Raw genomic sequence first — 13,280 nt, 5'->3', positions numbered from 1 at the left:
GGTCGGCATCCGCGCTAATCCAGGCGCTTGCGGAACCGCAGGATGGCCAGGGTCATCATCACCACGATGAAGCCCAGCAGTGCCAGCACCTCCGGCCACAGTTCCCACCAGCGGGCGCCGCGCAGCATGATGCCGCGCACCAGGCGCAGGAAGTGGGTGAGCGGCAGGATCTCGGCCAGCCACTGCACGATGCGCGGCATGCCAGCGAACGGGAACATGAAACCCGACAGCAGGATCGATGGCAGGAACACGAACATCGTCATCTGCATGGCCTGGAACTGCGACTGCGCGCGGGTCGAGATCAACAGGCCCAGCGCCAGGTTGGCGGTGATCAGCAGCACCGCCGCCAGGTAGACATCCAGCACGCTGCCGCGCACCGGCACCTCGAACAGCCACATCCCCAGCAGCAGCACCAGGGTGGTCTGGACCAGGCCGATCACCGCATACGGCAGCACCTTGCCGACCATCAGCTCGCTGCGGCTCAGCGGCGTGGCGATCAGCAGCTCCATGTTGCCGCGCTCGCGTTCGCGCACGATCGCCACGGCGGTGAACATCACCATGGTCATGGTCAGGATGATCCCGATCAGGCCGGGCACGATGTTGATCGCCGAGCGCCGCTGCGGGTTGTAGAACGCCACCACGCTGATCTGCCCGGCCGCACCCGATGCGCCCGCGCGCAGTGGCCGGTCGTTGCGCACCGGCCGGGTGTCCAGCGGCACCTGGGCCAGCTGCACCGCCGCGCTCTGCACGACGGTATCGCTGCCATCCACCAGCACCTGCACCGCCTCACGGCCGTCGAACCGGCGTCGCTCGAAATCAGGCGGCACCACGATGCCGATGCTGACCTGCCCGCGCCGCAGCGCGGTCATCAACTGGTCGGGAGTGTCCACGTGCAGGGTCGGGGCGATCACCCCGGTGGCCACCATGTCGGCCAGCAGCGCGCGCGAGGCCGCGCTGCCGGCCTGGTCGGCGATGCCGGTCTCCAGGTGGCGGAGGTTGAGGTTGATCGCATAGCCGAACAGCACCAGCTGCATCACCGGAATGCCGACGATCATGGCCAGGGTGATGCGGTCGCGGCGCATCTGCCGCAGCTCCTTGAGCACGATCGCCCACAGCCGCCGCAGGTTCATGGCGTGGCTCCGGCCGCGGCGGGCGTCTCGCGGCCGCGCGTGGCCGAGACGAACACGTCTTCCAGGTTGGCGGTGCTGCGCAGCACCTCCGCACCCTGTCCGGCTGCGCGCAGCGCCTGCTGCAGGCGCGCTTCGGCATCGTCGCCGCTGTCCAGCAGCACGCGCAGCGTATTGCCGATCTGCGCCACGCTGAGCACTCCGGGCAGGCCTGCCAGCGCCCGCTGGGCTTGTCGTGGCTGCGCGGCATGCACTTCCAGGGTGCGCCCCTGCAGTGCGGCGGTGAGTTCGGCCGGGCTGCCATCGGCCACCAGCACCCCCTGGTCGAGGATGGCCAGGCGGTGGCAGCGCTCGGCCTCGTCCATGTAATGCGTGGACACCAGCAAGGTGGTGCCGGCGTCGGCCAGGTCGAAGAGCTTTTCCCAGAAATCGCGCCGCGACTCGGGGTCCACCGCACTGGTCGGCTCGTCCAGGAACAACAGCTCCGGCGCGTGGATCACCGCACCGGCCAGTGCCAGCCGCTGCTTCTGGCCGCCGCTCATGGTGCCGGCCAACTGCTTCTGGCGGTCCTGGAAATGGTAGTGCTCCAGCAACTCGTCGATGCGCTGCCGCGCCCGGGCGCGCGGGATGTCCTGCACCGCTGCCAGGAATTCCAGGTTCTCGCGCACGGTGAGGTCTTCAAACAGCGAAAAGCGCTGGGTCATGTAACCAATGCGCCGGCGCAGCGCTTCAGCCTGTTCCGGTATGCGCAGGCCCAGCACTTCGATCTCGCCCGCGCTCGGGGTGAGCAGGCCGCACAGCATCCGGATGGTGGTGGACTTGCCCGAGCCATTCGGCCCCAGGAACCCGTACACGTTGGCGCGCGGCACGCTGAGGTCGACATGGTCCACCGCCACCAGCGGCCCGAACTGCTTGGTCAGCCCCCGCGCGCGGATCGCCGGTTCGGCGGTGTTCAAAACACCACCCGCACCGGCACGCCGGCGGGCAGGTCCGCCAGCGGCGCGCCGCCACCGGCGCGGTCCAGTTCGATTTCCGCCAGCCAGCTCAACCGCGACACGTCGTCGCCACTGAGCGCGTAGTACGGCGTGAAGCCGGGATCGCTGCGGATGCTGCGCACATGGCCGGCAAACGCGCCGTCGCGACCCTGCAGGTGGACCTGGGCCGCCTGCCCCACCCGCACCTTCAGGCGCAGTGGCTCGGGCAGGTACACCCGGGCGTAAGGGTGGTCGCCGACCAGCAGCACCACCAGCGGGGCCCCCACCGGCGCCTGGTCGCCCAGCCGGTAGGGCAGCGCATCGACGCGCCCGGCGCGCGGGGCAACGAGGTCGAGCTTGCGCAGCGTCACTGCCTGCGCGGCGGCCTGGGCCTGTGCCGACTGCAGGGCCGCTTCGCCTTGGGCTACCTGCTCCACGCGGGTACCGTGTTCCAGCGCCAGCAGCGCCTGTTCGGCAGCCTGCACCGCGCCTTGCGCGCTGCCGGCGGCCGCCCGCGCGCGGTCCACATCGGCAGCGGCCACCAGCTGCTGCCGACCCAGCGGCTGCAGACGGCGGTAATAGGCCGACGCATCGACGGCCTGCGCGCGTGCCGACGCCAGGTTGGCCCGCGCCTGGTCGATGTCCTCGCGGCGAGGGCCCTCACGCAGTTCCTGCAGGGCCTGCCCGGCCTGGCTGGCCTGCGCTTCCAATGCCTGCAGCTGGGCGGCGGTGCGGATCGGCTCCAGCTGCAGCAGCGCCGCCCCGGCGGCCACCTGCTGGCCTTCGTGGACCCGGATGGCCACGATGGTTTCCGCCGCGGGCGCCGGCACGGTGATGCGATCCCACTCCAACGTACCGAGTGCAGCCGGCGGCTCCTGCCGACACGCCGACAGCAGCAGGCCCGCGCCGGCCAGGAGCGCCCCACGCACGGACAGGTAGATGGCTGCGGACATCGACGCGGCTCCGGCAGGGCACGGCGGGGGAAGAAGAGGTCACCTTGCGCATGCCGCCGTGAAGGATCGGTCACGCGTGCCAGCGGGCCCGCGCACTGGTCATGAAATGATCACCCTTCCGCAGCCATTGCGCCGCAGGGGGTACAGCGGCTTATCCACACCTTTCCCGCGCAACCGCCCACAAGCGGTGTGGAAAACCCCGAGGTAGATGTCGCTTTTTTGACCACGCACGCGACAGCATTGCGGCAGTAGGGCCGTCAGAGACTATCCACAGGTTGCTGCACTGCTGCTGCACAGCCGCTGTGGAGAACCGCGCTGCTGTGGCGAGGCCTGCACGCCCGCGCTACCCTGTCCTTCCTATCCCCAACTTGCGGCACGGTCCTGGCGACCGCAGCCGCCGGACGCAATGACCGCACTGGCACACCGCGACTTCACCCTGGCGCCGGAAGACAACGAACGCCTGGCCAACCTGGCCGGCCCCTTCGACGAGCACCTGCGCCAGATCGAACTCAAGCTCGGCGTGGAAATCGCCAACCGCGGCCACGTCTTCCGGGTCACCGGCCCGAAGGCCGTGGCCGAGGAAGCACAGGCGCTGATCGAAGCGCTGTACCTGGAGGCGGCCGAGACGCCCTTCGACAGCCACGCCATCCACCTGCGCCTGAACCAGGCCAACGTGGAGCATCTGGTGGAGCGCAGCTACGAAGCGCAGGAAGTCACCATCAAGGTCAAGCGCGGCACCGTGCGCGGGCGTGGTGCCAACCAGGCACGCTACCTGCACCAGATCACCACCCACGACATCAACTTCGGCATTGGCCCGGCCGGTACCGGCAAGACCTTCCTGGCCGTGGCCAGCGCGGTGGATGCGTTGAACGAATCGCGGGTGCAGCGCCTGATCCTGGTGCGCCCGGCGGTGGAAGCGGGCGAGAAGCTGGGCTTCCTGCCCGGCGACCTGAGCCAGAAGGTCGATCCTTACCTGCGCCCGCTGTACGACGCGCTGTATGAAATGCTGGGCGTGGAAAAGGTGATCAAGCTGCTGGAGAAGAACGTCATCGAAATCGCGCCGCTGGCCTACATGCGTGGGCGCACGCTCAACGATGCGTACGTGATCCTGGACGAAGCGCAGAACACCACCGTCGAGCAGATGAAGATGTTCCTGACCCGGCTGGGCTTCGGCTCCACCGCCGTGGTCACCGGTGACCTGACCCAGACCGACCTGCCCAAGCACGTGAAGTCCGGCCTGCGCGATGCCATCGAGGTGCTGCGCGACGTGGACGGGGTGAGCTTCACCTTCTTCGAGGCCCGCGACGTGGTGCGCCACCCGCTGGTGGCGCGCATCGTCAGCGCCTACGACCGCCGCGACCTGCAGCAGGTCAAGCCGGGCGCCGAATGAGCGCGGCCATCGCGGCGCGGCGCCACACGCGCGATACTGTCGTTTCCTGATAGAACCCGAAGTACCGGAACCGCCATGACCAAAGGCCCCATTCGACTCGATGTCGCCGTCAGCTACGCCCTGCCCCGTGCCGGGTTGCCGTCGGCGGTGAGTTTCCGCAGATGGGTGGCTGCGGCACTGAACGGCCGCATCCGCGAGGCCGACCTGGCCATCCGCGTAGTCGACGCCAAGGAGGGCCAGTCGCTGAACCGGCACTACCGCGGCAAGGACTACGCCACCAACGTACTCAGCTTCCCCGCCGAGCTGCCCGAGGGCCTGCCCAAGGGGGTCAAGTTCCCGCTGCTGGGCGACCTGGTGATCTGCGCGCCGGTGGTGGCCGCCGAAGCGTTGGAACAGGCCAAGGTGCTCAATGCCCACTACGCGCACCTGACCGTGCACGGGGTGCTGCACCTGCTGGGCTGGGACCACGAGGACGACAAGGAAGCCGAAGCCATGGAACAGCTGGAGCGCGAGATCCTGGCCGACCTCGGCATCGCCGACCCCTACGCCGGCGAGCGCTGAGCCGCCGCCCCTGACGGACGTTTCCTGCATGACCTTCGCACGCCCCGCCTGCCTGTGCCTGCTGGCCCTGTTTTCCACCCCTGCCATCGCCGCCGCCCCGACGACGGCCGCCCCTGCCGCCGCGCCGCTGGACCTGGCCGCGCTGATCGAGTGCCGCCAGCGCGTGGCCGACTACGACGCGGTCGCCCCGGTCGTGGCCGACCCGCTCAAGGCAGTGGCCAACGGCATGCAGCCGCTGCCGCAGAACAACCAGTTCATGAGTGAGTACCGCCTGGCCACGCCGTTGACGGTGTTCGGCCAGCGTACCGAATACGTGGCGGTGTCCGGGGCCAGCATCATGGCGATCCTGGACGTGGCCGATCCCCGCCCGATGGCCAAGACCCTGGCCCTGGAAGACGGCGTGGACAACCCGGACAAGTTCATGGCCGGCCGTGAAGTGGTCAGCCGGGACGTGACCGATCCGCGCACCGGCGAGCCGATGATCGAGTCGATCATCCTGAGCCTGTCCACGGTCAAGACCCACCCCGGCAAGACCCTGGCCGGCTGCACCTACAGCCTGGACCTGCCCGCCGAGGACGAAGCCCCGACCGGCACCCCGGCAGCGCCGGCCGGCGCCCTGCCCCCGTCCGTGAACACCCCGCCGGGCGGGCGCTGACAGCGGCCCGCATCCTGCTAGACTGGCGCCAACGCCCGGCTCGCCGGGTGCCTTTTTTGCAGAGATGTCTGAAGACGACAGTAGTGGCTCCGTTCCGGAGCAAAATGAGAAGAAGCGCAGCTGGCTTGAACGCCTGACGTCTGCCTTCTCCGGCGAACCCCACACCCGCGACGAGCTGGTGGCGGTACTGCACTCCGCGCACGAAGACGGCCTGATTGCCGCCGACACGCTGCGCATGATGGAGGGCGCGATCTCGGTGGCGGAACTGACCGTGGGCGACGTGATGATCTCGCGTTCGCAGATGGTCTCGCTGCCGGTGGAAGCCCCCTTCCTTGAACTGATGAAGCAGGTGGTCGAATCCGGCCATTCGCGCTTCCCGGTACACGGTGACAACAAGGACGACATCCTCGGCGTGCTGCTGGCCAAGGACCTGCTGCGCGGCGTGGTCGCCGACAACGGGCCGGCCAACGTGCGCGAGCTGCTGCGCCCGGCGGTGCTGATTCCCGAAGCCAAGAAGCTCAACGTGCTGCTCAAGGAATTCCGGCTCTCGCGCAACCACATGGCGATCGTGGTGGACGAGTACGGCGGTGTTGCCGGGCTGGTCACCATCGAGGACGTGCTGGAGCAGATCGTCGGCGAGATCGATGACGAGCACGATGAAGCCGAAGACCACACCGCGCAGATCGCGATCCAGGCCGATGGCCAGTACGTGGTCGACGCGCTGACCCCGATCGGGGATTTCAACGAGCGTTTCGGCGCCGCGTTCCCGGACGACGACTACGACACCATCGGTGGCCTGGTCACCGAGGCAATCGGGCACCTGCCCGAAACCGGCGACGAGCTGACCCTGGACCGCTTCGTGTTCCGGGTGGCGCGCGCCGATGCCCGCCGCGTGCAGGCGTTCCACGTGACCGTGCTGCCGCCCGACGCCATCATCGAGGATTGACCCACGCCATGCGGCCCCTGCTGACGCGGTGGCCGTTGTGCCGCCTGTTGTTCCTCCTGTTCCTGGCCAGTGTGTCCAGCCTGCCGCTGGCTGCACTGGCACAGGCAGCGCCTGAACCTGCGGCGGCCAGCGCCGCCGCGCCGCCTGCTGAAGCGCCGCCACCGCGCATCGGCATCGTGACCATGCAGCCGGGCAGCATCTTCTTCGAGCGCTTCGGGCATGACGCGATCGTGGTCGAGGACCCGGTCACCGGCGACGCCACCTCGTACAACTTCGGCTATTTCGACCCCAGCGAACCGGACTTCGTCGGCCGCTTCCTGCGCGGCGAGATGATGTATTACCTGGTGGCGCTGCCGCTGGACCAGGACCTCTCCTACTACCGCGACAGCGGCCGGGGCGCCAACCTGCAGTGGCTGGACCTCAGCCCGGAGCAGGCGCGTGCGCTTGCCGCGTCGCTGGCCGAGCGCGCCAAGCCGGAAAACGCGCGCTACCGCTACGACTATTACACCGCCAACTGCGCCACCATGGTGCGCGATGCGATCGATGGTGCGCTCGGCGGCGGGCTGCACTCGCAGCTGTCCGGCCGTTCGCGCGGCAACACCTACCGTAGCGAATCGGTGCGCCTGGCCTCGCCGGCCCCGTGGATGTGGCTGGGCTTCGACATCGGGCTCGGCCCGTTCGCCGACCAGCCGCTGTCGCGGTGGCAGGAAGCCTTCGTGCCGATGCGCCTGGCCGACGCGCTGCGCGAGGTGCGCAACAGCGACGGCCGCCCGCTGGTGCAGGCCGAACAGGAGCTGCTGCCGCACCGCATCGCCCCGGAACCGGCTGAATCCGCGCGCCGCTGGTGGCCGTGGCTGCTGTGCGGGCTGGTGCTGGCTGCCGGCGTGCTGGCCCTGCGCCGCCGCCGGCGCCTGCTGGCCGCGCTGGCCCTGCCGCTGTGGCTGTTCTGCGGGATCGCCGGCGTCCTTCTGGCCTACCTGTGGGGCTTCAGCGCGCACCACGCCGCCTGGGCCAACCGCAACCTGCTGCAGCTCTCGCCGCTGTGCCTGCTGCTGCTTCCCGGCGCGGTGACGCTGCTGCGCGCACGCATACCCGGCGCCTGGTTCCGCTGGACCTTGTGGGCGGTTGCCCTGCTTTCCCTGCTCGGCCTGGTACTGCACTGGCTGACCCTGCAGGCGCAGGTGAACCTGCAGTGGATCGTGCTGCTCTTGCCGCTGCACGTGGCGCTGGCCTGGACACTGGGCCGTCGTGACCCAGCTGTCACGCATCGCTGACGCAGGATATCGCTCATGGAACACGCTGCCGCCTCCAATCCGACCTGTGTCATCAACTGCGTTCACTACGACGACCAGGGCAAGCGACACGACATCGCGCTGGATGCGATCAGCGATGTGATCGCCAGCAAGAACGGTTTTGTGTGGGTGGGCCTTTACGACCCGGCCGACGCGGTGCTGCTCAAGCTGCAGGAGGAATTCTGCCTGCACGACCTGGCCATAGACGATGCACGCAACGCCCACCAGCGGCCCAAGGTCGAGGCCTACGGCAATTCCCTGTTCGTGGTGGTGACCACCGCGCAACGCGTGCAGGACCGCATCGAGTATGGCGAAACACACGCTTTCCTCGGCCCGCGCTTCCTGGTGACCGTGCGCCACGGCGCATCGCTGTCCTACGCCCCGGTCCGCGCCCGGGTGGAACGCGAACCGCAGTTGCTGACCATGGGCGCCTCCTACTGCCTGTATGCCGTGCTGGACTTCGTGGTCGACAACTACCTGCCGATCACCACCGACTTCCGCGACACGCTGGATTCGCTGGAGAAGGACATCTTCGCCGACAGTTACAAACGCACCACGGTGGTACGCCTTTACGAGCTCAAGCGCGAACTCAACAAGATGCGGATGGCGGTCGCACCGCTGCAGGACGTGCTGGCGCAGCTGCGCCGCTATCCCGGCGAGCTGATCCCCGACGAAGTGAAGCTGTACATCCGCGACGTGCACGACCACGCCGTGCGCATCAGTGATGTGATCGACACCCTGCGCGAGATGCTGGGTACGGCGCTGAGCGTGAACCTGTCGCTGGTGACCCTGGCCCAGGGCGAGACGGTCAAGCGCCTCGGTGCGTGGGCCGCGCTGCTGGCCGCCCCGACCCTGATCACCAGCTGGTACGGCATGAACTTCACCCACATGCCCGAGCTGGACAAGCCGTGGGCCTACCCCGCGATGATCGTCGGCGTCGGCGCGATCTGCGTGGGGCTGTACCGCCTGTTCAAGCGGGTGCGGTGGTTGTAGCTCAGGCCACGTAAACGGTTTTGATGTTCATGAACTCGTGGATGCCGTGGTCGGCCAGTTCGCGACCGAAGCCCGAGCGCTTGCTGCCGCCGAACGGCAACCGGACATCGCTTTTGACGATGGCATTGACGAATGCCGCGCCGCATTCCAGCCCCTTGGCGATGCCTTCGCCGCGCACCGGATCTCCACTCCACACGCTGCCGCCCAGCCCGAAGGTGGTGTCGTTGGCCACCCGCAGCGCATCGGCGTCGTCGCGCACGCGCAGGATCGCCGCCACCGGCCCGAACAGTTCCTCGTCGTAGGCCGGCATGCCCGGTTCCACATTGTCGAGGATGGTCGCCGGGTAACCCGCATGGGTGCCGGCCACCGGCTCGCCGCCCAGCAATACCTTGGCCCCCTTGCCCACGCTCGCCTGCACCTGCTTGTGCAGCTCCTCGCGCAGGTCGGCACGTGCCATCGGCGCCAGCGTGGTCTTCTCGTCCTGCGGATCGCCGTACACGCGCGCTGCGGCCGCTGCGACGAACTTCTCCACGAACGCGTCGGCAATCGCATCGACCACGATGAAGCGCTTGGCGGCGATGCAGGTCTGCCCGCTGTTGTCGAAGCGCGACTTCACCGCAGCGGCAACCGTCTTGTCCAGGTCCGCATCGTCCAGTACCACGAACGCATCGCTGCCGCCCAGCTCCATCACGCACTTCTTGAGCTGGTCGCCGGCGTTGGACGCGATCGAGCGTCCCGCCCGCTCGCTGCCGGTCAGGGTGACCGCCTTGACCCGCTTGTCGCGCAGCACCTCGGCGGCCTGGTCGTTGTCGATATGCAGCACATCGAACACGCCCTCGGGCAAGCCGCCGTCGCGGCACACCGCCAGGATCAGGTCGGCGCACTGCGGCACGTTGCTGGCATGCTTGAGCAGGGCCACGTTGCCGGCCATGAACGCCGGCGCCAGGAAGCGGAACACCTGCCAGATCGGGAAGTTCCACGGCATCACCGCGAACACGCAGCCGATCGGTTCATAGCGCACGTAGCTGCGCTGGGCTTCGGTGTCGATCAGCTGCGGCTTGAGGTAATCGGCGGCGTGGTCGGCGTAGTACTCGCAGGCCTGCGCGCACTTCTCCACCTCGGCCAGCGCCTCGCCCTTGAGCTTGCCCATCTCGGTGGTCATCGCCTGCTGGATGTCGTCCCTGCGCGCGCGCAGCTGGCCGGCGATGGCACGCAGGATGGCGCCACGCTCCTGCAGCGAACGGGCCGACCACGTCGGGAAGGCCGCGGCGGCGGCGGCCAGCCGCTGCTCGATCCCGGCGGCGTCCAGCAGCTCGTGGCGGTAAGTCACACGGCCCGTGGCGGGGTTGACGATTTCGACGGTCATCGCGGTGCTCCGAAAGACAGGCACCCATTCTGCGCCCGGCCCCGTGAGCCGGGTGTTGTGTCAGCCCTTTTCCTGCAGCGCCATCTGCATGTCGCGCTGCCGGCGCTTCTCGCTGCGCGAGGTAATGAACCACCCCACCACCGCCGCGATCGACACCGCCAGCACCATCAACGTGGCCAAGGCGTTGATCTCCGGCTTGATGCCCATCCGCACCGAAGCGAACACCTTCATAGGGAGCGTGGTCGAATTCGGCCCCGCGACGAAACTGGCGATCACCACGTCATCCAGCGACAGGGTGAAGGCCAGCAGCCAGCCGGCCACCAGCGCCGGGGCGATGATCGGCAGGGTGATCTGGAAGAACACCTTCAGCCGGCTCGCGCCCAGGTCCATGGCCGCCTCTTCCAGCGAGCGGTCCAGCTCCTGCAGCCGCGAGGACACAATCACGGTCACGAAAGACAGCGTGAACGTGACATGCGCGATCCAGATGCTGCCCACGCCTCGGCTGGGGAAGCCGGGAATGCCCCCCATCGCCACCAGCAGCGTCATCAGCGAGAAGCCCAGGATCACTTCGGGCATCACCAGCGGCGCGGTGATCAGGGCGCCGAACACGGTCTTGCCCGGGAAGCGCTTGAAGCGGGTCATCACCATCGCGGCCATGGTGCCCAGCACGGTCGCCGCGCTGGCGGTCCAGAACGCCACCTTCAGGCTGATCCACAGTGCATCCAGGATCTGCCGGTTGTTGAACAGCTCGCCGTACCAGCGCGTGGAGAATCCCGACCACACCGTGGCCAGCTTCGACGCGTTGAACGAATAGATCATCAGCAGCAGGATCGGCAGGTACAGGAAGGCAAAGCCCAGCCCCAGGACCGTCCAGCCCAGCCAGCGGCTGCGGCGCACCATGCTCATGTCAGCTTCCCTTCCAGCTCTCGCTGCTGCACCCGGTTGAACAGCAGGATCGGCACCAGCAGCAGGGCCAACATCACGATTGCCACCGCCGAGGCGGTCGGCCAGTCCCGGTTGTTGAAGAACTCGCCCCACAGCACCCGGCCGATCATCAGCGTATCCGGCCCGCCCAGCATTTCCGGGATCACGAATTCGCCCACGGCGGGAATCATCACCAACATGCAGCCGGCGATGATGCCGGTGCGCGACAGCGGCAGGGTGATGCGCAGGAACGCCTGCCACGGCTTGGCACCGAGGTCGTAGGCGGCCTCCAGCAGGCGGTTGTCCAGCTTCACCAGGTTGGCGTACAGCGGCAGCACCATGAACGGCAGGTAGCAGTACACGATGCCGATGTAGGCGGCGGTCGGGGTGTACAGGATCTGCAGCGGTGCATCGATGACCCCGATCTTCAGCAGCAGCTGGTTGAGCAGGCCGTTGCGGTCGAGGATGCCGATCCACGCATACACCCGGATCAGGAACGAGGTCCACGACGGCAGCACCACCAGCATCATCGCCACGTTGCGCGCGGCCGGGCTCATCCGCGAGATCACATATGCCATCGGGTAACCGATCAGCAGCGTGAACAGCGTGGCGATCACCGCGATCCTGATCGAGCTCAGGTAGGCGAGCACGTACTGGCTGTCCTTGACCATGGCCGCGTAGTTGCCCAGGTTGAGCTTGAGCGAGAACGCACCGTCCACGTATTCCAGCAGCCACGTATACGGCGGCGAGCCGACCTGGGTGCGCGCGAACGAGATCATCAGGATGATCACGAACGGCACCGCGAAGAACAGCAGCAACCACAGGTACGGCGCGGCGATCACGCCGCTGCGCGTGCCGGGGAGCCAGCGCTTCCAGCCGGTGGCGTTCATGCGGTGAGCACCACGCCATCGTTGTCGCGCCAGTGCACCCAGACGCTGTCGCCCCAGGTCAGGCCATCGCTGGCCCAGCGCTGCGAGTTGGCGAAATTGGACAGCACCTTGGCCCCGCTGGGCAGGCGCACGTGGTACACCGAATGACTGCCGAAGTAGGCGATCTCCTCGATCACGCCCTGCGCCTTGTTGGTGTCGCCGGCCGGTTCGTCCTTGCCGATCATCACCTTCTCGGGGCGCAGCGCGAACGCCACCGGCTGCCCTTCATAGCCGGTGATGCCGTGCGCCACGTAGATGGGCGCCGGGAACAGCGGCGTGCGCACGGTGACGTACTCGGGCAGGTCCTCGTCGATCACCCCGTCGAACAGGTTGACCGAGCCGATGAAGCCGGCCACGAAGCGGTTGGCCGGCTGTTCGTAGATCTCGTCCGGTTTGCCGACCTGCTGGATCCAGCCGGCATCCATGACCGCAATGCGGGTGGCCATGGTCATCGCTTCTTCCTGGTCGTGGGTGACCATCACGCAGGTCACCCCCGAGGTTTCGATGATGTTGACCAGCTCGATCTGCATCTGCGAGCGCAGCTTCTTGTCCAGCGCGCCCATCGGCTCGTCCAGCAGCAGCAGCTTGGGCCCCTTGGCCAGCGACCGCGCCAGCGCCACGCGCTGCTGCTGGCCGCCGGACAGCTGGTGCGGCTTGCGCTTGGCCAGCTTCTCCAGCTGCACCAGCTCCAGCATCTCGCCGACCCGGCGGCGGATGGCATCGCGGGCCAGGCCATCCTGCTTGAGGCCGAAGGCGATGTTCTGCTCCACGCTCATGTGCGGGAACAGGGCATAGGACTGGAACATCATGTTTATCGGGCGCTGGTACGGGGGCAGCGCGTTGATGCGCTGGCCGTCCAGGTCGATGGTGCCGGCGGTCGGGGTCTCGAACCCGCCCAGGCAGCGCAGCAGGGTCGATTTGCCGCTGCCCGAGCCGCCCAGCAGGGCAAAGATCTCGCCCTTGCGCACGTCCAGGCTGACGTCGTCGAGTGCGACGAAGCCGTCGAATTCCTTGCGCAGCGCGCGGATGGACAGATAGCCCGGCTCCAGCGCCGGGGCGACCTCGCCTTCCGGCTTGGCTTCGAATGACATGGGCAGCGGCTCCAGGAGCGGCGTCAGGACGGGGGAATGGCCCATTTTAGCGACCGTTGGCGACAGCAGCGATACCGGA

The 13,280-nt window shown here is 67.9% G+C and carries 13 protein-coding genes; 6 read left to right on the top strand and 7 right to left on the bottom strand.

The annotated features are described in order from the left end of the window. Positions 1 to 14: 14 nt before the first annotated feature. The 3 genes from V9K91_RS04910 to V9K91_RS04900 are packed head-to-tail and all read right to left on the bottom strand — an operon-like array spanning position 15 to position 3,054. On the bottom strand, positions 15 to 1,130 hold the full coding sequence (locus V9K91_RS04910) for an ABC transporter permease (RefSeq protein ID WP_249834031.1): 1,116 nt from the start codon (positions 1,128 to 1,130) through the stop codon (positions 15 to 17). Further along, the gene (locus V9K91_RS04905) at positions 1,127 to 2,062 is read right to left on the bottom strand and encodes an ABC transporter ATP-binding protein (protein ID WP_249834346.1); all 936 of its coding nucleotides are present in this window, start codon (positions 2,060 to 2,062) and stop codon (positions 1,127 to 1,129) included. The genes V9K91_RS04910 and V9K91_RS04905 overlap by 4 nt, the downstream gene beginning before the upstream one ends. Before the next feature lie 17 nt (positions 2,063 to 2,079). Next, a complete protein-coding gene (locus V9K91_RS04900; RefSeq protein WP_249834030.1) occupies positions 2,080 to 3,054 on the bottom strand; it encodes an HlyD family efflux transporter periplasmic adaptor subunit in 975 nt (324 codons plus the stop codon). 406 nt (positions 3,055 to 3,460) lie between these two features. On the opposite strand from V9K91_RS04900, the gene V9K91_RS04895 reads away from it, so the two are divergent. The 6 genes from V9K91_RS04895 (at position 3,461) to V9K91_RS04870 (ending at position 8,891) form a co-directional block, all read left to right on the top strand. After that, positions 3,461 to 4,444: a PhoH family protein gene (locus V9K91_RS04895; RefSeq protein WP_068850654.1), complete on the top strand. Its 984-nt coding sequence runs from the start codon at positions 3,461 to 3,463 to the stop codon at positions 4,442 to 4,444. 75 nt (positions 4,445 to 4,519) lie between these two features. Beyond that, on the top strand, positions 4,520 to 5,005 hold the full coding sequence (ybeY, locus tag V9K91_RS04890; protein WP_249834029.1) for an rRNA maturation RNase YbeY: 486 nt from the start codon (positions 4,520 to 4,522) through the stop codon (positions 5,003 to 5,005). Between the two features lie 28 nt (positions 5,006 to 5,033). After that, entirely contained in the window at positions 5,034 to 5,660 is a 627-nt protein-coding gene (locus tag V9K91_RS04885; RefSeq protein WP_336443701.1) for a hypothetical protein, read from the top strand. Positions 5,661 to 5,724: 64 nt separating this feature from the next. After that, a complete protein-coding gene (locus V9K91_RS04880; protein ID WP_068850649.1) occupies positions 5,725 to 6,606 on the top strand; it encodes a transporter associated domain-containing protein in 882 nt (293 codons plus the stop codon). Positions 6,607 to 6,614: 8 nt separating this feature from the next. Continuing rightward, positions 6,615 to 7,880, top strand: coding sequence for a DUF4105 domain-containing protein (locus V9K91_RS04875; protein ID WP_249834028.1), 1,266 nt, complete (start codon positions 6,615 to 6,617; stop codon positions 7,878 to 7,880). A 15-nt stretch (positions 7,881 to 7,895) separates the two neighbouring features. Continuing rightward, positions 7,896 to 8,891, top strand: coding sequence for a magnesium and cobalt transport protein CorA (locus tag V9K91_RS04870; RefSeq protein ID WP_249834027.1), 996 nt, complete (start codon positions 7,896 to 7,898; stop codon positions 8,889 to 8,891). A 1-nt stretch (position 8,892) separates the two neighbouring features. Here V9K91_RS04870 and V9K91_RS04865 read toward each other — a convergent pair whose 3' ends face one another. Genes V9K91_RS04865 through potA form a run of 4 tightly spaced genes read right to left on the bottom strand, consistent with a single transcriptional unit; the run spans position 8,893 to position 13,201 of the window. Further along, positions 8,893 to 10,257 carry an NAD-dependent succinate-semialdehyde dehydrogenase gene (locus V9K91_RS04865; RefSeq protein WP_249834026.1) on the bottom strand — a complete coding sequence of 455 codons (1,365 nt, stop codon included), beginning with the start codon at positions 10,255 to 10,257 and terminating at the stop codon, positions 8,893 to 8,895. A gap of 60 nt (positions 10,258 to 10,317) precedes the next feature. Beyond that, positions 10,318 to 11,163, bottom strand: a complete 846-nt coding sequence (locus V9K91_RS04860; RefSeq protein ID WP_093533873.1) for an ABC transporter permease subunit — start codon at positions 11,161 to 11,163, stop codon at positions 10,318 to 10,320. Next, positions 11,160 to 12,071: an ABC transporter permease subunit gene (locus V9K91_RS04855; protein ID WP_068850639.1), complete on the bottom strand. Its 912-nt coding sequence runs from the start codon at positions 12,069 to 12,071 to the stop codon at positions 11,160 to 11,162. Before V9K91_RS04855 ends, V9K91_RS04860 begins: the two co-directional genes overlap by 4 nt. Then, a complete protein-coding gene (gene potA / locus V9K91_RS04850) occupies positions 12,068 to 13,201 on the bottom strand; it encodes a polyamine ABC transporter ATP-binding protein (RefSeq protein ID WP_093533947.1) in 1,134 nt (377 codons plus the stop codon). The genes V9K91_RS04855 and potA overlap by 4 nt, the downstream gene beginning before the upstream one ends. Between the last annotated feature and the right edge of the window lie 79 nt (positions 13,202 to 13,280).

This window comes from Stenotrophomonas sp. CCNWLW57 (assembly GCF_037203925.1).
GTDB lineage: Bacteria > Pseudomonadota > Gammaproteobacteria > Xanthomonadales > Xanthomonadaceae > Stenotrophomonas > Stenotrophomonas rhizophila_A.
The sequence above is the reverse complement of the archived record's forward strand: the minus strand, read 5'-3'. Positions and strand labels throughout refer to the sequence as shown.

Bases quoted from the DNA above. Each gene is read 5' to 3' on its own strand.
- V9K91_RS04910 (WP_249834031.1), bottom strand. From the start codon at position 1,130: ATGAACCTGCGGCGGCTGTGGGCGATCGTGCTCAAGGAGCTGCGGCAG.
- V9K91_RS04900 (WP_249834030.1), bottom strand. From the start codon at position 3,054: ATGTCCGCAGCCATCTACCTGTCCGTGCGTGGGGCGCTCCTGGCCGGC.
- V9K91_RS04895 (WP_068850654.1), top strand. From the start codon at position 3,461: ATGACCGCACTGGCACACCGCGACTTCACCCTGGCGCCGGAAGACAAC.
- ybeY (WP_249834029.1), top strand. From the start codon at position 4,520: ATGACCAAAGGCCCCATTCGACTCGATGTCGCCGTCAGCTACGCCCTG.
- V9K91_RS04885 (WP_336443701.1), top strand. From the start codon at position 5,034: ATGACCTTCGCACGCCCCGCCTGCCTGTGCCTGCTGGCCCTGTTTTCC.
- V9K91_RS04880 (WP_068850649.1), top strand. From the start codon at position 5,725: ATGTCTGAAGACGACAGTAGTGGCTCCGTTCCGGAGCAAAATGAGAAG.
- V9K91_RS04875 (WP_249834028.1), top strand. From the start codon at position 6,615: ATGCGGCCCCTGCTGACGCGGTGGCCGTTGTGCCGCCTGTTGTTCCTC.
- V9K91_RS04870 (WP_249834027.1), top strand. From the start codon at position 7,896: ATGGAACACGCTGCCGCCTCCAATCCGACCTGTGTCATCAACTGCGTT.
- V9K91_RS04865 (WP_249834026.1), bottom strand. From the start codon at position 10,257: ATGACCGTCGAAATCGTCAACCCCGCCACGGGCCGTGTGACTTACCGC.
- V9K91_RS04860 (WP_093533873.1), bottom strand. From the start codon at position 11,163: ATGAGCATGGTGCGCCGCAGCCGCTGGCTGGGCTGGACGGTCCTGGGG.
- V9K91_RS04855 (WP_068850639.1), bottom strand. From the start codon at position 12,071: ATGAACGCCACCGGCTGGAAGCGCTGGCTCCCCGGCACGCGCAGCGGC.
- potA (WP_093533947.1), bottom strand. From the start codon at position 13,201: ATGTCATTCGAAGCCAAGCCGGAAGGCGAGGTCGCCCCGGCGCTGGAG.